This is a genomic window from Saccharopolyspora sp. NPDC049426 (genome assembly GCF_040676935.1).
GTDB lineage: Bacteria > Actinomycetota > Actinomycetes > Mycobacteriales > Pseudonocardiaceae > Saccharopolyspora.
The window spans coordinates 58,797-76,676 of the sequence record NZ_JBFAPZ010000012.1 but is presented as its reverse complement, the minus strand read 5'-3'; the positions used below and the strand labels follow the sequence as shown (position 1 = coordinate 76,676).

17 protein-coding genes are annotated in these 17,880 nt (G+C 68.6%); 8 read left to right on the top strand and 9 right to left on the bottom strand.

Features of this window, described 5'->3' with window-relative positions; genetic code table 11:
- Window positions 1-6: 6 nt before the first annotated feature.
- The 3 genes from AB0J78_RS24945 to AB0J78_RS24935 form a co-directional block, all read right to left on the bottom strand.
- Window positions 7-366, bottom strand: coding sequence for a DUF742 domain-containing protein (locus tag AB0J78_RS24945; RefSeq protein WP_363792953.1), 360 nt, complete (start codon window positions 364-366; stop codon window positions 7-9).
- Entirely contained in the window at window positions 363-767 is a 405-nt protein-coding gene (locus AB0J78_RS24940) for a roadblock/LC7 domain-containing protein (protein ID WP_363792951.1), read from the bottom strand. The genes AB0J78_RS24945 and AB0J78_RS24940 overlap by 4 nt, the downstream gene beginning before the upstream one ends.
- A 67-nt stretch (window positions 768-834) precedes the next feature.
- Window positions 835-2,172 (bottom strand): ATP-binding protein, encoded by a 1,338-nt coding sequence (locus AB0J78_RS24935; RefSeq protein ID WP_363792949.1) that lies wholly within the window; start codon window positions 2,170-2,172, stop codon window positions 835-837.
- Window positions 2,173-2,557: 385 nt separating this feature from the next.
- Between AB0J78_RS24935 and AB0J78_RS24930 the strand changes: the two genes are divergently transcribed.
- Both AB0J78_RS24930 and AB0J78_RS24925 read left to right on the top strand, forming a co-directional pair.
- The gene (locus AB0J78_RS24930; RefSeq protein ID WP_363792948.1) at window positions 2,558-3,379 is read left to right on the top strand and encodes an SAM-dependent methyltransferase; all 822 of its coding nucleotides are present in this window, start codon (window positions 2,558-2,560) and stop codon (window positions 3,377-3,379) included.
- A 67-nt stretch (window positions 3,380-3,446) separates the two neighbouring features.
- Window positions 3,447-4,553, top strand: a complete 1,107-nt coding sequence (locus AB0J78_RS24925; protein ID WP_363792946.1) for an acyltransferase — start codon at window positions 3,447-3,449, stop codon at window positions 4,551-4,553.
- On the opposite strand, the gene AB0J78_RS24920 is transcribed toward AB0J78_RS24925, so the two are convergent.
- From AB0J78_RS24920 to AB0J78_RS24905, 4 genes are all read right to left on the bottom strand, one after another.
- On the bottom strand, window positions 4,541-5,902 hold the full coding sequence (locus AB0J78_RS24920) for a S28 family serine protease (protein WP_363792944.1): 1,362 nt from the start codon (window positions 5,900-5,902) through the stop codon (window positions 4,541-4,543). The two genes, AB0J78_RS24925 and AB0J78_RS24920, sit on opposite strands and share 13 nt — an antisense overlap.
- A 153-nt stretch (window positions 5,903-6,055) precedes the next feature.
- Complete coding sequence (locus tag AB0J78_RS24915) at window positions 6,056-6,991, bottom strand: cellulose-binding protein (RefSeq protein WP_363792942.1); 936 nt, start codon at window positions 6,989-6,991, stop codon at window positions 6,056-6,058.
- Window positions 6,992-7,263: 272 nt separating this feature from the next.
- Window positions 7,264-7,839 (bottom strand): TetR family transcriptional regulator, encoded by a 576-nt coding sequence (locus AB0J78_RS24910; RefSeq protein WP_363792940.1) that lies wholly within the window; start codon window positions 7,837-7,839, stop codon window positions 7,264-7,266.
- Between the two features lie 21 nt (window positions 7,840-7,860).
- Window positions 7,861-8,013, bottom strand: a complete 153-nt coding sequence (locus tag AB0J78_RS24905; RefSeq protein WP_363792938.1) for a hypothetical protein — start codon at window positions 8,011-8,013, stop codon at window positions 7,861-7,863.
- Between the two features lie 352 nt (window positions 8,014-8,365).
- Between AB0J78_RS24905 and AB0J78_RS24900 the strand changes: the two genes are divergently transcribed.
- The 3 genes from AB0J78_RS24900 to AB0J78_RS24890 all read left to right on the top strand — a co-directional run bounded on the left by AB0J78_RS24900 (window position 8,366) and on the right by AB0J78_RS24890 (window position 13,133).
- On the top strand, window positions 8,366-9,859 hold the full coding sequence (locus AB0J78_RS24900) for an aldehyde dehydrogenase family protein (protein WP_363792936.1): 1,494 nt from the start codon (window positions 8,366-8,368) through the stop codon (window positions 9,857-9,859).
- A 157-nt stretch (window positions 9,860-10,016) separates the two neighbouring features.
- A complete protein-coding gene (locus AB0J78_RS24895) occupies window positions 10,017-11,561 on the top strand; it encodes an amino acid permease (protein ID WP_363792934.1) in 1,545 nt (514 codons plus the stop codon).
- Window positions 11,562-11,579: 18 nt separating this feature from the next.
- Window positions 11,580-13,133 (top strand): GMC family oxidoreductase N-terminal domain-containing protein, encoded by a 1,554-nt coding sequence (locus AB0J78_RS24890; protein ID WP_363792932.1) that lies wholly within the window; start codon window positions 11,580-11,582, stop codon window positions 13,131-13,133.
- A 233-nt stretch (window positions 13,134-13,366) separates the two neighbouring features.
- Here AB0J78_RS24890 and AB0J78_RS24885 read toward each other — a convergent pair whose 3' ends face one another.
- The gene (locus tag AB0J78_RS24885) at window positions 13,367-13,924 is read right to left on the bottom strand and encodes an XRE family transcriptional regulator (protein WP_363792930.1); all 558 of its coding nucleotides are present in this window, start codon (window positions 13,922-13,924) and stop codon (window positions 13,367-13,369) included.
- 51 nt (window positions 13,925-13,975) lie between these two features.
- Between AB0J78_RS24885 and AB0J78_RS24880 the strand changes: the two genes are divergently transcribed.
- On the top strand, window positions 13,976-15,142 hold the full coding sequence (locus AB0J78_RS24880; protein WP_363792929.1) for a benzoate/H(+) symporter BenE family transporter: 1,167 nt from the start codon (window positions 13,976-13,978) through the stop codon (window positions 15,140-15,142).
- A 35-nt stretch (window positions 15,143-15,177) separates the two neighbouring features.
- On the opposite strand, the gene AB0J78_RS24875 is transcribed toward AB0J78_RS24880, so the two are convergent.
- Window positions 15,178-15,813, bottom strand: coding sequence for a cyclase (locus AB0J78_RS24875; RefSeq protein WP_363792927.1), 636 nt, complete (start codon window positions 15,811-15,813; stop codon window positions 15,178-15,180).
- 348 nt (window positions 15,814-16,161) lie between these two features.
- On the opposite strand from AB0J78_RS24875, the gene AB0J78_RS24870 reads away from it, so the two are divergent.
- Together AB0J78_RS24870 and AB0J78_RS24865 are read left to right on the top strand one after the other, a co-directional pair.
- Window positions 16,162-16,845: an HAD family phosphatase gene (locus AB0J78_RS24870; RefSeq protein WP_363792925.1), complete on the top strand. Its 684-nt coding sequence runs from the start codon at window positions 16,162-16,164 to the stop codon at window positions 16,843-16,845.
- The gene (locus tag AB0J78_RS24865; RefSeq protein ID WP_363792923.1) at window positions 16,842-17,879 is read left to right on the top strand and encodes a phosphotransferase family protein; all 1,038 of its coding nucleotides are present in this window, start codon (window positions 16,842-16,844) and stop codon (window positions 17,877-17,879) included. The genes AB0J78_RS24870 and AB0J78_RS24865 overlap by 4 nt, the downstream gene beginning before the upstream one ends.
- The last annotated feature ends 1 nt before the right edge of the window (window position 17,880 follow it).

Here is a 17,880-nt window from a genome sequence, read left to right as displayed (position 1 = left end):
GTTCGGTCAGATGTTGCGAAGTCCAACGAGCACCTGCTTGAGGAAATCGGGAGTCGGGATCTCCGACGGGTCGCGCCGGGCGGAGGGGTGTCGTGCGGTGATCTTGCCCATCGCGTGGAGATCACCGAGCAGGATGTGCACGACGCTCACCGGGAGGCGGAGTTCGGCGGAGAGCTCGACCACCGAGATCGGTTGGCGGCTGAGCCGCAGGATGGCGGCGTGCTCCGACTGCATGCCCGGGGTCGCTTCGCCCTCGGCGACCACCAGGGTCACCGAGTCGAAGGCGTCGTCGGCGGGACGGGTGCGGCCGCCGGTGACGATGTAGAGCCGGTCCGGGTTCTCGTCGTCGAGCAGCCGCCTGGTCATGAGACCTCGGCCCGGTTCGGACTCCGCAGGTGCTCGCCGATCTGCTCGACGAGCTCGTTCATGTTGTGGCCGACGATGCCCACGTCGGTCTCGTCGGAGGCCAGCACCGCCAGGTGCGCGCCGAACCCGGCCTCGACGATGCACAGCACGCCGCCGTAGAACTCGGTCATGGACTGGCGCACTCCCCCGCTGCCGTCGCCGAACTCCACCGACGCGCCGTAGGACAGGCTCTGGATCCCGGAGGCGATGGCCGAGAGCTGGTCGGCCTGGTCGGCGCTCAGTCCGGCGGTGTGGCAGAGCTTGAGGCCGTCCTTGGACAGCACCAGCGCATGTCTGCTGCCGGGGGTGTTCTGCAGCAGGTTCTCCAGCATCCAGTCGAGTTCACGGGTGTCGATGGTCATCGCGGTTGCGGGACGGCGGGCGGGGTGACCCGCTGCCCCACACCTCCAATCGGGGTCTTCGGGGGCATCATCGGGGTTCCTCGTCCGAAGTGGACGAGTCGTCGCGGCGGGACTTGGAGAACGCGCCGAAGCGCGAGCCCGCGTCGGGCCGCTTGCTCTCGGCCTGCCTGGGGGCGGGGGCCGAGCGCGCTGAGGTGAGGGTTCGTCCGCGGCGGCGCTTGGGGAGCTCGCCGGGTTCGGTCGATTCGGTCTCGGTGTCGGCGTGCGCGTCGAGGGTCGGCTTGGCCGGCTCCTCCGCGGGAGGCTCGCTGTCCTGGCGTGGCTGGGTGATCAGCTTGTGCGGGATCATCACGACCACGCCGGTCCCGCCGCGCGCCGAAGCGCGGAAGGACACCGACAGCTCGTGCTTGCGGGCCAGGCATCCGACCACGGCCAGGCCGAGCCGGCTGCCGGAGATCTCGCCGAGGTCCAGCGGGGTGTCGGACACCGCCTGCTCCGCGCGGGCCAGCGCGGCGTCGCCCATCGCCAGTCCGCTGTCCTCAACGGTCACGACCACACCGCTCTGGACCTCTTCGACGTAGACGTGCACTTCCTCGGTGGGCGGCGAGAACTTGGTGGCGTTGTCCATGATCTCGGCCAGCGCGTGCATCACGCCCTCGGCCGCGTAGCCGACGACGGCGACGGTGCTGGTGGAGTGCAAGCGGATTCGCTGGTACGAGCTGATCCGGCCCATCGCGCCGCGCAGAACGCTCTCCATCACGATCGGCTTGGTCCAGCGCCTGCCGCTGCGCGCTCCGGTGAGCACCGCGATGCTGTCGGCGAGACGGCCGGCCTGCGCGGTGCTGTGATCGAGCTTGAGCAGGTCGGTGAGGACGTCTTCGGATTCGTGCCTGCCCTCCATCTCGCGGAGGTCGGCGAGCATCCCGGTGGCCAGCGCCTGAACCCGTCCTGCGGCGTTGGCGCACGTCGACAGCGCGGCGGCGCGCATCTTCTCGCTGGTGGCCAGTTCTTTGGTCATGGCCTTGATGACGCGCCGGTGGGGAACGCTGAATCCCAGCTTGTGCTCCTTGACCGCTTCCTCGGAGGCGACTCCCGCGCGCAGCTGCCGAGCTACGCCGGGCAGGGCCTCGTCGGCCAGCCGCACCATGTCGCTGTTCATGCTGGCCGCGGCGAGGCGGTAGTGCCGGGTCATCTGCACGCCGCGAACGGCCCCGGCGACGGCGACCGACAGCGCGACGACGAGCAGCCCGCCGATCACGGCGACGGATCCCGTGCCCGCGGGGACTTGGAGGACGGCCCAGAGGAAGATCGCGCCGGAGATGACGAGGGTGAGCACGAACGCGACGACAGCCGGAATCCGGTAGGGGAACTCTCCGCGCGGTTGCAGCTGGGTCTCGGTCGACATCAACGGTTCCTCATCGCCGGATGCGGGGTCGGGCTCGCTTTGGGCACGTTGGTACGCGACGCAGATAGTAACGGAGAGCATACAGCCGATGACTCTCTTTTGGGTGATACTCGCCTCACTGTGCCAACCAGCTCGGCATTCGATCTTCATCCGGAGCTGACCCTGCCGGTTATGCACGTAGTTTTTTCGGTTTTTTCACAAAAGCGGAGATGCTTTTTCGCGCCGTCCCGGAACTCGGTCGCCACCATTCGCAGATCTTTCGCACTACTCCATAGAGGTGACGCTGCGTCACTACGCTGGGGATTTTTCACCTGATCAGTGCGGGCGCCTATCACTACGCTACGCAGCAGCAAAGTCACTCGCAGACACATTGGCGGACCGACCGATGATCACCAGGACCCTCGACCTGGACCGTCCGAGCGACGCTCGTGTGCACGACTACCTGCTCGGCGGCGGCAGCAACTTCGCCGCCGACCGCGCGCTGGCCCGGCGCATCCTCGCGCAGGCCCCCTACGCCAGGCTAGAAGCCCTGGCCGCGCGCAACTGCCTGCGGCGGATGATGCGCACCTGCCTCGACCAGGGCATCCGGCAGTTCCTGGACCTCGGCTCGGGCATCCCCATCGCGGGCAGCCCGCACGAGATCGCCGCCGAGGCGGACCCCGCCGCGCGCGTGGTCTACGTCGACAACGAGCAGATCGCGGCCACCCAGGGTCAGCTGCTGCTCGCCGGGAGCGAGACCGCGGCGATGGTGCACGCCGACGTCCGCGATCCGGAATCCGTCCTGGCCGCCGAGGAAACGCGGCGGCTGCTGGACTTCGACCAGCCGGTGGCCGTGCTGATGCTCGGCGTGCTGCACCAGTTCGGCGAGCACCACCAGCCGGCCGAGGTGATCCGCCACTACACCGGCGCGCTGGCCCCCGGCTCGCTGCTGGCGCTGTCGCACTTCACCGACGAGTTCGCGCCGAAACCGGCGCACGACATCCTCGCGGTGCTGCCCGACTGCCCGCCCCCGGCCATGCGCGACCGCGCCACCGTGCTGTCCTTCCTCGGCGATGCCGAACCGCTGGAGCCCGGCGCGGTGCCGGTAGCCGACTGGCGGCCCGAACCGGGCGACGCCGACCTGCGCACGCCCGAGCCGCTGAGCTTCGCGCTGCTGGCCCGCACCGCACCCACGCCCCCACCTCACCCGAACAGCTCAGGCATCTAGACTGTTCGCCCAGATTCACACTTCTACCAGCAGAGAATGCGGACGGACCGACCTTGAGGTAGCGAGCGTGCAAGAACTGACCGCTACGCGCGCGAGAAGCGCCCCGCAGCGGAGCACCCGGAAAGTCAGCTGGGACGCCGTGCGCACCGGATGCGTGGTGCTGGTGATGATCTACCACGCGACCCACATGAGCCGAGTGACCCATCCCGAGCTCTCCCCGCGCACCCTCGTCTTCCCGTACCAGGTCGGCGCGAGCATGCTGCTGGTGATCTCGGCCTACTTCGCCGCGGCCACCATCGGGCGCGGCAGCCTGCTGCGCTACTGGTGGAAGCGGATGGCGCGCCTCCTTCCGCCCTTCGTCGGCGCGGTGGTGCTGATCTGGCTGGTCCTGCGCTTCCTGCGCCCGCCCAGCTGGGTGGAACCGAACGGCCGGGACCTCGCCGGCCACCTGCTGATGCTGTGGAACTGGAAGCCGTCGGTCTACGCCTTCCTCGACGGTTCACATTGGACGGTCCCGCTGCAGCTGCTGGGATTCACCTTCGCCGCGGTGCTCTACGCCACCAAACTGGGCCACGGCAACAAGATCGTCTGCGTTCTGTGGACGGCGGTGCTGCTGCCGCTCGCGCAGTGGCACATCCGCATCTCCGGAGCGCCGGAGACCTACCGGATGCTCGTGGACGGTTTCGGCGCGCACCGCTGGCACCTGTTCGCGGCCGGGGTGGCGATCTGGATGGTCTCCACCGGGCGCCTCTCGCGCGGGCACTTCGCGCTGCTGCTGGGCGGCTGCATGTTCGCCCAGGCCATGCACAACTACATCCGGCTGCCCGACGGGCAGCTCGACTGCGACTGGGGATCCACCCTCGGCATGTGGCTGGGAATGCTGCTGCTGACCCTGGTGGCGTGCGGTCCGGACTGGAAGCTGCCGCCGACGCTGGCGCGCGGCGTGACCTGGTTCGCCGGGATCTCCTACGGCGTGTTCCTCAGCCACCAGACCATCGGCTACGTCCTGCTGCACTACCTGGACACCAGCGGCGTGCCGCCGCTGCTGCAGACGCTGGCGATGCTGGCCACCGGCACGGCCGTGGGCTGGGCGCTGACCAGGACGGTCGAACGCCCGGCCCACGACTTCCTGATGCGCTTCTACGACCGGACGGTCGCAGGTCAGCGCGGGTGACGCTCCACCGGCTGGTGGTCGATGCCGGTGCTGCGCAGCGCGGGGACGTCGACCCCGGCCCAGCGGCGAACCGTGGCCTCGGCCTGGGCTCGCTGGTCGGTGGGCAGTCCGGCGATCTTGGCGCCGTGGTTGGCGCCCGGAACCAGGTAGGAGTGCGAGTCGCCGCGGCCCGGTTCGAAGGGCTCGGCGCTCCACGGGTCGTTCTGGCCGTTGACGAACATCAGCTCCGAGCCCTGGCTGCGGACCCAGGTGTCGACCTCGCGCATCACGCCCGGCTCGAACTCCATGGGGATCTCCCGGGGCACCAGGTTGCGCGGCTGGCTGAGCTCGTGGTGGTGCAGCAGGTCCGCCAGCGGTTCGTCGGAGACGCCGGGCCAGCCCAGCTGGGTTCCCGCCTGGTAGTAGTACGGCGTGTAGGGCTCCATGCCCTGATCGGTGTAGAAGGCGAACTCGACGGTCTCGTCCAGGAACCGGTAGATCTCGTCGGTGCTCGCGGTGGACGCCGGAACCTGCCCGCAGTCCTGCTGACCGCGGTACTGCCAGAAGCTCCACGACGCGTCGAGCACGACCAGCTCCAGGCCTCGATCGATGTCGCCGATGATCCGGTCGAAGGTCATGCCCTGCGAGTCGGCGAACGACTGGAACCTGGCGATCATCTCGGGCCTGCGGATCAGGGCCTCGCGCTGAACGGCGGTCAGCGCCTCGCGACAGGCTGGATCGGTACCGACTGAAGAGAGGAACCGGTCGTAGGCGTCGCGATCGTTGTCCACATCGTTCGGTGCGACGTACGCAACGGTTCCGTCCACGTCGTCCGGGTAGAAGTGGCGGTGGTACACCGCCGTCATGCCGCCCTTGCTCGCACCGGTGGTGATCCACTGCCGGTCGTAGATGCCGCGCAGCGCCGAGATGACCTCGTGCTCATCGGTGGCGGCCTGCCAGATGTCGAGATCGTTCCAGTCGGCGGGTTCCGGGCGCGACGGGGTGAAGAAGCGGTGCTCCAGGTTCACCTGGTTGCCGTCGACCAGCTGCGTCGGCTCGGTGCGGTTGGTGCTGGTCGGAAGCCCGTAGCCGGTGGTGTGGAGGACCGCGGGCCGGCTGGGGTCGCGGTGCAGCAGGGTGAGCCGCTGCTCGAAGGAACCGGCGTCCGGGTGCCGGTGATCGGCCGGCTGGGTGAAGGTCAGGTCGAACAACCGGAAGCCGGGTTCGGTGGGCCGCTCCCCCACCACCGTCATGCCCGGCAGCTCCTCCAGCCGCTGGGCGAGGTCTTCCGGCGGAGCGGCCCCCGCAGGCATCCCGACCAGCAACATCGCGCAGGCCACGGCGATGGTTCCCCATCCGCGCCAGTTCATCCGACCTCCCGGTGAGCACAACGATCGGAGCAATCTAGCCAGCCGAGCGGATCACCGGGAAGCGCGGGGCGAGTTCTCGACACCTCCCCCGGACGCGGCAGCGGGCCGCCCGCCGAACACCAGGCGGGCGGCCCGCGGGCTGAGGCCGATCGATCAGACGGTGGCTTCTGCCTCCTGCGGCAGCGTCTCCTCGTCGCGCTGCTTCGGGACCTCGACGTCCGAGTCTCCATTGTGGACGGTCTCGGCGACGTACGCGTCCGAAGCCTCGGTGTCGGAACCGCTCTCGGTGGCCACCAGGAACGGCTCGGCGCTGCCCAGGATCCGCTGCGCGTTGCGCACCTGCTCAGCGAGCTGCTGGCGGGTCTTGTGCATCGTCGCCGAGTACTCGTCGGCGCGCAGGATCCGGCGCTCGCCCTCGGCCGTGGCCTCGCGGACGCGACGCTGAGCTTCCTCGCGGCTGGCCTGCTCGCGCTCGGCGAGGATGCGCATGGCCTCGTCGCGGCGGGCGGACATGGAGGTCTCGAAGTCGTGCTCCACCTGGACGCGGCGCTCTTCGGCCTCCGCGTCGAGCTGCCTGCGCTGCTGCTCGGCCTCCTTGGCCATCGCCTGCACCTCGGAACGGGTGCGCGCGATCAGCTCGTTGCGCTGCTCCTCGGACTGGCGGCGCCACTCATCGGCCTCGGAGACCAGCTTCTCGTAGCGGTTGCGCAGCTCGGCTGCGGCCTGCTCGGAGCGGGCCCACTCGTGCTCGGAAGCCGCCTGAGCGCTGGCCACGATCTCCTTGGCCTCGTCCTGGGCCAGCCGGACCATGCGGCGCATCCGGTCGGACAGCGCGTCCAGGGAAATCGGCTCCTGCGCCTGCGCGTCGAGCTCCTGCTTGAGCTCCTCGACCTGGGCGCGAGCCTGGTCGAGCTGCGCGGACAGTTCGTTGACCTGGCTTAACGCCGAATCCCGGTCCTCGGTGACCAGGCGCAGCTCGGCCTCGGTCTGCTGGATGTAGAACTTCACCTGCGAGCGACGGTATCCGTACCAGACGGTGTCGAAATCCGCCTTCAGCGGTACCAGTTCGCGGTCTTCGTTGTGCCCCACGGTCTCACCCCACCTGAGTTGATCAATTTTGCTGGGAGCGAGCCACGCCCCGACGCGGCAAGTCCGTGCCCGCACCGGTGATTCATCCGTTGATGCGCCCGCCGGGCCGAAAACCGACAACTTCGACGACATCACCGACACCGATGCCACGGATCGCTATGCCTACATCTTCCTCGCAAACAGCATTGAGATCAACTGCCCTGATTCCAGTGCAATCCAACGGACATCCGATGTTGACCGTCCGGACACCCGCCCTGAAATGCCTGTTGAAATCAGGTTTTCGCGCCCGGCTGCAGCATCCGCCGAAAAGTCATCTCGATTTCGTCTCGGCTCGGCACCGATTCCCGGACGATCCCCTGCAGCTGCCAACCGCAGAACAGCACCGACAGGGCACGGCCGGTCGCCTCGTCGGTGTAGGAGGCGAACAGCTCGGCCAACCACGTGTCCCACTCCTGGCTCACCTGGCGCAAGGCCGGCTTGTGCAGCGCGGCGATGTAGAGCTGGTGCTCGACGGCCGTCTGCGCGCGAGCGGGCCCGAGGTAGTGCAGCACCAGGTCGGTCAGCGCCTGGGCGAGGTCGCTGCCCGACTCCAGGCCGGCCGCCCACTTCCGCATGTGCTCGACGTCGTCTTCGGCAGCCTGCCGCAGGGCGCTGGCGAGCAGGTCATCGAGGGTCGCGAAGTAGTAGGTGGTGGATCCGAGCGGGACACCCGCGGCAGCCGCCACGCTGCGGTGCGTGAGCTTCTCGACGCCGCGTTCGGCGACCACCTCGATCGCGGCGCGCGCGATGCGCTCGCGGCGATCGGGGTCCTTGCGGCGAGCGGGCGCCGCGGGCTGGGTGCTCGACATGCGCTCGGTGTTCCTCCCCTGTCACAGCGCGTGAACGTTCTTCGGCATCCGGGTGGCGAACCGATTCGGGGGTGGGGTGATCGGCCCGCATCCGGAGATCCAGCTTGCCACGTCCGCCCCGATCGCGATGCGGTCCACGTCACCGACCAGGCGTTTGACCAGTTCAACGCGCATTTTTCCACGAGTTCGACCAATCCTGAACACTCGATGATGTACAGATGTACATGCCTGGTGTTAGTGTCTTCTCCCGGCACCGCAGCCAATGGACGTGCGCGATGCGGAAATGCGTCGTGCGAATTGGACGAGAAACGCGCCAGATAGCCACCGAATGGACCACCAGGAGGTGAATTCGGAGAACGAATCGCGCCCATGTGGGGCGCTATTCGGCGAATTGCTCCGCATCATCCGGTGCGGATTCGTGTGGCGATGAATCGGCGTCCGCCGCATTGTGATCCAGCAGCCTCTCGCGAGGCGTGTTCACGATGGCCGCGAACGCGGACAAACGAGCGACAAACGGGGAAGAGTCATGCCGCAAGCAGACAATTCGGCAGCCACGCTGTTCATCGACGGCAAGTGGGTGCCGGCCGCCGACGGCCGCACCCGGCAGATCCACTGCCCCGCCGACGGAAAGCTGGTCGCCACCGTCTCCGAGGGCGGTCGCGCCGAGGCCGAGCAGGCCATCGCCGCCGCGCGCCGGGTCTTCGACGAGGGCGTCTGGTCGACCAGCTCGGCCTGGGACCGAGGTGACCTGCTGCTGCGCGTCGCCGACATCCTCGTCCGCGACAAGGACGAGTTCGCCCGCGCCGAATCGCTCGACACCGGCAAGCGCCTGGTCGAGAGCGAGTACGACATGGACGACATCGCCGCGTGCTTCCGCTACTTCGGCAAGATCGCGGGCACCGACGCGGGCAGCCTCGTCGACACCGGCACCCCGGACGCCATCAGCCGCGTGCAGTACGAGCCCGTCGGCGTCTGCGGGATGATCACCCCCTGGAACTTCCCGCTGCTGCAGGTCGCCTGGAAGGTCGCGCCGGCCATCGCCGCGGGCGACACCTTCATCCTCAAGCCCAGCGAGCTGACCCCGGCCACCGCGATCCTGCTGATGCGCGCGCTGGAGGAAGCCGGACTGCCCGCCGGCGTCGGGAACCTGGTGCTGGGCACCGGTGCCGAGGTCGGTTCGGTGCTCGCCGAGCACCCCGACGTCGACCTGATCTCCTTCACCGGTGGTCTGCACACGGGCCGCAAGATCTCGGCGATGGCCGCGCCGACCGTCAAGAAGGTCGCCCTGGAGCTCGGCGGCAAGAACCCCAACGTGGTCTTCGCCGACGCCGACTTCGACACCGCCGTGGACTTCGCGCTGACCGCGATCTTCCTGCACTCCGGCCAGGTCTGCTCCGCGGGCGCCCGCCTGATCGTGCAGGACGAGCTGCACGACGCGCTGGTCGACGAGATCGTGCGCCGCGCCGAGCAGATCCGCATCGGCGGCCCGTTCGACGACGACGCCGAGACCGGCCCGCTGATCTCCGCCGCGCACCTGCAGAAGGTCGACGACTACGTCGCCCAGTCGGTCTCCGAGGGCGCGGTGCTGCGCACCGGCGGCAAGCGCCCCGAGGGCGAGCGCTACGCCGACGGGCACTACTACCTGCCCACGGTTCTCGACGAGGTGAAGCAGGGAACCCATGCGGTCAACGAGGAATCGTTCGGCCCGGTGCTGACCGTCGAGCGCTTCACCGACGAGGACGACGCGATCCGCATCGCCAACGACACCCACTACGGCTTGGCGGGCGCGGTGTTCACCGGCGATCCGGCCAAGGCGCAGCGCGTGGCCAACCGGCTGCGGCACGGCACCGTGTGGATCAACGACTTCCACCCCTACCTCCCGCAGGCCGAGTGGGGTGGTTTCAAGCAGTCCGGCATCGGACGCGAACTCGGCCGGGCAGGTCTCGGCGAGTACCAGGAGGCCAAGCACGTCTACCAGAACCTGCGGCCCGGTCCGCAGAACTGGTTCTCCTCGAAGTAAGGAAGGAATCTTGTGCCGGTGCGGTGGCCGGACGCGCCACCGCACCGCCCGCAGAACGACTGCGGGAAGCGGGATTTCGCGCTAAGCAAACAACCAACCCGCGTCGCCGCTCCTGCCATCCGGGCGGGAGAGGTCGGCCGGGGAAGGAGTTCGGGGCATGAGCGCGCCCACCAATCACGACGCCGAGCTCAACGAGTTCGGGTACACCAACAAGCTGAAGAGAAGCCTGGGAAGTTTCCACACCTTCGCCGCGGGCATCAGCTACATCTCGGTGCTCACCGGCGCCTTCCAACTGTCGTACTTCGGCATCGGTTTCGGCGGACCCGCCTACGTGTGGTCCTGGCCGATCGTGTTCCTGGGGCAGTTGCTGGTGGCGTTGAGTTTCGCCGAGCTGGCATCGCGTTATCCGATCGCCGGTTCCATCTACAACTGGGCCAAGAAGCTCGGTGGTCCCCACGTCGGCTGGCTGGCCGGCTGGATGATGCTGCTGGCCTCGATCGTGTCGATCTCGGCCACCGCGCTGGCCTACCAGAACACCCTGCCGCAGATCTGGTCCGGCTTCCAGCTGGTCGGTGACGGCTCCGGCGCCACCGACTCCGCGGTCAACGCGGTGCTGCTGGCGCTGGTGCTGATCCTGTTCACCACGCTGGTCAACGCCTACGGCGTGAAGCTGATGGCGCAGATCAACTCCACCGGTGTGTTCATCGAGCTCGCCGCAGCGGTACTGCTGATCATCGCGCTGGCGCTGGTCGTGGTGAACCCGCCGACGGTCGTCCTCGACACCAACGGCACCGAGGCCGCCTACGGCGGCAGCTACCTGAGCGCCTTCCTGGTCGCCGGTATCGCCTCGTCCTACGTCATGTACGGCTTCGACACCGCCGCCTCGCTCGGCGAGGAGTCGATCGACCCGCACAAGAACGCGCCGCGCGCCATCCTGCGTGCGCTGATCGCCTCGTTCGTCCTCGGCGGTCTGATCCTGCTGTTCGGCATGATGGCCACCCGCGACTTCAGCGCCCCGGAGCTGGCCGAATCCGGTCTGCAGTTCGTCCTCAGCGACGCGCTCGGCCCGTTCGTCGGCCGACTGTTCCTGCTGGCGATCTTCGTGGCGATCACCGTGTGCGTGCTGGCCGTGCACACCGCCGCGATCCGCATCATGTTCGCCATGGCCCGCGACAACGCGCTGCCCGCGGGCAAGCTGCTGGCCCGGGTGAGCCCGCGGTTCCAGACCCCGGTCGCCCCGGCGGTGTTCATCGGTGTCGTCGCGGTCGTGCTGCTGCTGGTCAACATCGGTCAGCCGCAGATCTTCACCGCCATCACCTCGCTGGCGATCATCCTGATCTACATCTCCTACCTGCTGGTGACGATCCCGATGCTGGTCGCGCGCCTGCGCGGCAAGTGGAAGTCGACCAAGGAGGAGGGCCGCTTCAGCCTCGGCAAGCTCGGCCTTCCGATCAACGTCCTGGCCGTGCTGTGGGGCCTCGGGATGTCGATCAACCTCGCGTGGCCGCGCAAGGACGTCTACAACGCCGAACCGCCGTACCACTGGTACCTGCAGTACAGCTCGGTGCTGTTCGTCGGGATCGCGGCCGTGGGCGGATTCGCCTACTACTGGTTCATCCAGCGGCACAAGGTGGGTGTGCTCGCCGACCACGCGGTGTCCGAGAAGGACTCCGAAGGCGACGAGAAGACCTCCCTCGTCTGAGTTCTGAAAGGAATGACCATGACCGATCAGTTCGACTACGTCGTGGTGGGCGGCGGTAGCGCGGGTGCGGCGGTCGCGGCGCGGCTGTCGGAGGACCCCGGCACCACCGTGTGCCTGCTCGAAGCCGGCCCGTCCGACGTCGGCGACAGCAACATCCTCGAGCTCAAGAAGTGGATGGCGCTGCTGGAGTCCGGTTACGACTGGGACTACCTGATCGAGCCGCAGGAGAACGGCAACTCCTTCATGCGGCACGCCCGTGCCCGCGTGCTGGGCGGCTGCTCCTCGCACAACTCCTGCATCGCGTTCTGGGCGCCCGCCGAGGACCTCGACGAGTGGGAGTCGATGGGCCTGCCGGGCTGGGGCTCTGCGGACATGTTCCCGCTGTACAAGCGGCTGGAGACCAACGACGGACCGGGTGACCACCACGGCCGCAGCGGTCCGGTGACCATCCGCTCGGTCCCGCCGAAGGACCCGACCGGTGCCGCGCTGCTGGAAGCCTGCGAGCAGCAGGGCATTCCGACCACCGAGTTCAACTCCGGCAAGACCGTCACCCACGGCGCCAACTGGTTCCAGATCAACGCCAAGCAGGACGGCACCCGTTCCTCCTCGTCGGTGTCCTACCTGCACCCGATCATGGACCGGCCGAACCTGGAGATCCGCACCAACGCCTGGGCCAAGAAGGTCACCTTCGACGGCACCCGCGCCAACGGTGTGGAGTACCTCAGCGACGACCTCATCCACTCGCGGACGATCACCGCCCGCAAGGAGGTCGTGCTGTCCACCGGTGCGATCGACACGCCGAAGCTGCTGATGCTCTCGGGCATCGGACCGGCCGAGCACCTGCGCGAGTTCGGCATCGACGTGCTGGTCGACTCCCCCGGCGTCGGTTCCACCCTGGAGGACCACCCCGAGGGCGTGATCAGCTGGGAGGCCAAGAAGCCGATGGTGGAGGACTCCACCCAGTGGTGGGAGATCGGCATCTTCACCCGGACCGAGGACGGACTGGACCGACCGGACCTGATGTTCCACTACGGTTCGGTGCCGTTCGACATGCACACCGTGCGGCAGGGCTACCCGTCGTCGGAGAACTCCTTCTGCCTGACCCCGAACGTCACCCGCGCGCGCTCCACCGGCACGGTTCGGTTGCGCAGCAAGGACTTCCGGGACAAGGCCAAGGTGGACCCGAAGTACTTCACCGACCCGGAAGGTCACGACCTCCGCGTCATGACCGAGGGCATCAAGCTGGCCCGCAAGATCGTCGCGCAGTCGGCGATGCAGGAGTGGGCCGGCGAGGAGCTCTTCCCCGGCAAGGACGTGCAGACCGACGACGAGATCGCCGACTACATCAAGCGCACCCACAACACCGTCTACCACCCCGCCGGTTCGGTGAAGATGGGCGCCGCGGAAGACAACTCGAAGCCGCTGGACGCGCGCCTTCGCGTCAAGGGCGTGCAGGGCCTGCGCGTCGCCGACGCCTCGGTGATGCCGTTCCTGGTGGCGGTGAACCCCAACATCACCACCATGGCCATCGGCGAGAAGTGCTCCGACATGCTCAAGCAGGACAACGCCTGAGCGTTCACGAGGCGGGTGCCCTCCTCCTGCGAGGGCACCCGCACCCGAGCCCCTGAACCGCCCCGACACGGCAGGTGCTCACCCCTGGAAGTCCCTCCGGTCCCCCGTCCCGGAGGGACTTTCGCTTTCCCACCCCAGCGCGCTCCTGACCAGCCAGCACACGCCCGACCGCGTGGGTGGTGTCGAATTTCGCGCAAAATTCGAAACGCCCTCGGCCACCGTGAGCCCGCTCGTCAGTCCGGGTAGCGCATGACGAGGGTTGCTGTGGTGGCGTCGTCGGGGGCTTCGTAGACGTGGGGGACCGTGGCGTCGAAGCGGATGTAGTCGCCGGGACCGAGCGTCCGCGGGTCCGATTCCGGTCCGGTGACGAGGGTTCCGGTGTGGACGTGGATCTGCTCGATCACCCTGGGGTGGTGCGCCGGGGAGGTGTAGCGGGTGCCCGCGCGGACGTGCAGCCGGTAGATCTCCAGGCGCGTCCGGCCGTCGTCGACGCTGTCCAGCAGCTCGACGTCGGCGGCGCGGCCCGAGATCTCGGGCCCGGCGGCGCGGTGGACGTGGAGAGCTCCCCCGTCTCGCGGCTCGGGTTCGGCGGCCAGGAGCCGCCCGAGGGGCATGCCGAGCACCGTCGCGAGGGCGTAGAGGGTTTCCAGGGTCGGGTTCCGGTTGCCCGCTTCGAGCTCGGAGAGCGTGCCCTTGCCGATGCCGGCCTGCCTGGCCACCTCCGACAGCGACAGGCCGCGGCCGGTGCGGGCCGCGCGCAGGTTCTCCCCGACGAGCTTGACCGGTTCCACGGGCACCTCCTAACATCCCCGATCGTTCCATATACAGAACGGACGGGTCTCGTGCAGTTGCGTCAGCGGATCCCCGCCGCACCGGTTTCCACCTTGGTCGCCGGGTCCATCACCACCTTGGTCGGGGTGGTGAGCTCGGCCGCCATCGTCTTCGAGGCCGCACGCGCGCTGGGAGCCACACCGGCCGAGATCTCCTCGTGGATCCTGGCACTGGGCATCGGCATCGGCGTCACGTCGATCGCGCTGTCGCTGCGCACCCGCGCGCCGATCGTGCTCGCCTGGTCCACCCCGGGCGCGGCGCTGCTGGCGGCCAGCGGGCACGGGCTGTCGATGCCGGAGGCCGTCGGCGCGTTCCTGCTGGCCGCGGCGCTGTCGCTGCTGGTCGGCGTGACCGGGCTGTTCGAGCGAGCGGTGAACCTGATCCCGCCGGCGATCGCCGCCGCGCTGCTGGGCGGCGTGCTGCTGCGGTTCGGGATCGACCTGTTCACCACGATGCGGGAGCAGTTCGCGCTGGTCGCGGCGATGCTCGTGGGCTACTTGCTGGGCAAGCGCTTCCTCCCGCCCTACGCGGTGCTGATCGCGCTGGTCATCGGCGTGGCCGGAACCGCGTTCGGGGGCAGCCTGCGGGCCGGCGACATCGACCTGGCTCTGGCGACTCCGGTGTGGACGTGGCCGGACTTCTCGGTGCACTCGGTGGTCGGCATCGCCATCCCGCTGTTCGTGATCACCATGACCTCGCAGAACCTGCCCGGCGTCGTGACGCTGCGAACCCACGGCTACACCACACCGATCTCGCCGGTGCTGTCGTGGACCGGAGCGGTGAACGTGCTGCTGGCTCCGCTGGGGTGCTTCGGCATCAACCTGGCGGCGATCACCGCTGCGCTGGCCATGGGCGAGGAGGTCCACTCCGATCCCGGCCAGCGCTACAAGGCCGCGATCACCTCGGGTGCGCTGTACCTGGTCATCGCGGTGTTCGGTGCGACGTTGGCGAGCCTCATCGCGGCGTTCCCCGGCGCGTTGATCGCCGCGCTGGCCGGCATCGGCCTGCTGGACACGATCGGCGGGTCGATGGCCAAGGCCACCGCCGACACCGGCAGCCGCACCGCCGCGCTGATCGCCTTCCTGGTCACCGCCTCGGGCGTGACGGCGTTCGGCATCGCCTCGGTGTTCTGGGGTCTGATCGCCGGGATCGGCGCGCACCTGATCACGCGGAAGTAGTGGCGGGACGCCGTGGCGCCCCGCCACTCCCGGCATCAACCGATCGTCGTCGTGGTCAGCGTCGGGTTGGGGTTCGGGAAGCACGACGACGGGACGTCGACGTCACCGATGATCGAGGACACGACCGCGGTGAAGGTCAGCCCCGGGTCCTCGTAGCTGGTCCCGGCCAGCTTGGTCTCGATCGTGCCGGACTCACCCGCGGTGAGGTGCACGGTGATCGTGGGGAGCTCGAACTCGCTGCCACCGGCGATCGGGCCGTCGAGGTGCACCGTGGCGACGCCGTTCTCGACGTTGATGGTCGGCGGGTTCGGGCCCAGGTTCGAGCCACCGGCCAGTTCGGCCGAGACGTAGGTGGAGTTCGCCGGGATCGGGAGCCTCAGGTCGAAACCGCCGACCTCCTTGACGGTGTTGCCGTTGACCTCGCCCGGGATGGTGTTCACGGCGGGATCGACGACGACGTCGAAAGCCGCTCCGGGAGCCACGGTCTCGGGAGCGGAGACATCGGTGCTCTGCTGCAGGGTGAACTGCTGAGCGCCCGTCGGCGCATCACCGTTGCAGTCGAAGTTGATGTCGAAGGGGGCCGCCACCGCCTGCGGGGCGGCGGCGAGGGCTGCGGTTGCGGCGAAGGCGGCCGCGATCGCGGCGCGCCTTCCACTGAGGACGGACTTCATTGGCCTCTCCTGCACGATCGGTGGGAGTCGAAAAGTGCTGTCCGCGCGGCGATTTCGTAACCTACCGACGAGTAAACACCAGGTCAACGACGACGTTTTTGCCGGACTTACCACCTTTGACCCAGCGTCACCGGATTGAGCGAAACGAGTTCCCGCAACCGCCACCTCGACGAGCGCCACTGGCCTGACCAGCTCCGTTCGATCAGGATGAATCGGACGCCCGCTGACCCGCCGTGATCGCGCGACCTCCATCCGGGCGACCCGGACATCACCCTCCCACCCGGGCCCGACCGACCCCTCCGAACTGGGGCTAGCGCTACATACCGTCTAGTCGGTACGGTCCTGTCCATGGGTTCCAGTGCTGCCGGCCCGACCGTCCGCGCGGTCGTCTTCGACTACGGAGGTGTGCTGACCACACCCACCCGCGACTCGATCAACGCCTGGTTGACCGAGGAGCGGATCCGCCCGGAGCTGTTCTCCGCCGCGCTCAAGGAGTGGCTCTCCCGCCACGCGCCCGCGGGCACGCCCGTGCACCTGCTGGAGACCGGGGAGCTCGACGCCGACGGCTTCAACAAGGCCATGGCCGCCCGGCTGCGCACCCTCGACGATGAGCCCGTCGCACCCGATGACCTGCTCGGACGCCTGTTCGCGCGGATGCGCCCGGAACCGGCCATGCTGGATCTGGTGCGAGGACTGCGCGAGCGCGGAATCCGCACCGCACTGCTGTCCAACAGCTGGGGGAACATCGACGCCTACCCGTGGGAGCAGCTGACGGGCCTGTTCGAGTCCACCGTCCTCTCCGGCCAGGTCGGGCTGCGCAAACCCGACCCGAGCATCTACCGGATGAGCCTGGACGAGCTCGGCCTGCCCGCCGAGCAGACCGCCTTCGTCGACGACGGCGCGCCGAACGTCGACGCCGCCCGCGCCCTGGGCATGCACGCCGTGCTGCACACCGGCCCGGCGGAGACCCGAACCCGGCTGGCCGAACTGCTGCCGACCGGATCCGTACCGCAAGACGAGGAGACCAGGTGAACGCACCCGAGACCGACGAGCTGCCCGGCCTCGACCTGCACAGGTTGCGGGCGTACCTCGACGTCGAGATGGCCGGCATGGTCACCGGCGAGCTCACCGGCGAGCTGGTGCAGGGCGGCCGCTCGAACCTGACCTACATCGTCGGCGACGGCACCCGCGAATGGGTCGTGCGCCGCCCACCGCTGGGTCACGTGCTGGCCACAGCGCACGACATGAGCCGCGAGCACCGGATGCTCACCGCCCTGGCCACCACCCGCGTGCCGGTGCCGCGCACCGAGCTGCTGTGCCAGGACGAGGAGGTGCTGGGCGCCCCGTTCTACATCATGGAGTACGTGCGCGGCACCGTCTTCCGCTCGGCCGGGCAGACCGAGACGCTCGACGAGCAGCAGCGCCAGGACCTGTCCTTCCAGCTGATGGACGTGCTCGCCGACCTGCACTCCATCGACCCTGCCTCGGTGGGCCTGGCCGAGTTCGGCCGCCCGGAGGGCTTCCTGGAACGCCAGGTGCGCCGGTGGACCAAGCAGCTCAAGGCCTCCCACAGCCGCGAGGTCGAGGGCATCGACGAGCTCTCCCAGCGGCTGGCGGCTTCGGTGCCGACCAGCGGGCGGGTGGGCATCGTGCACGGCGACTACCGGCTGGACAACGTCATCGTCGGCGACGACCAGCGGATCAAGGCCGTGCTGGACTGGGAGATGGCCACCATCGGCGATCCCCTCACCGACCTCGGCCTGCTGGCCGTGTACTGGGAGGGCTTCAGCGGCCTGGAGAACAACCCGATCGCCAAGGGCGTCGGGCCGGAGTACGGGTTCCCCAGCGCCAAGCAGCTCTTCGCGCGCTACGCCGAGCGCAGCGAACTGAATCTGTCCGATGTGGACTGGTACCTCGCGTTCGGCTACTTCAAGATCGCGGTGATCCTGGAAGGGATCCACTACCGCTTCATCCACGACCAGACCGTCGGCGAGGGCTTCGAGCACGTCGGTGGCCTGGTCGCTCCGCTCGTCGCGCAGGGCCTGGCGACCCTCAAGGAGGCATGAG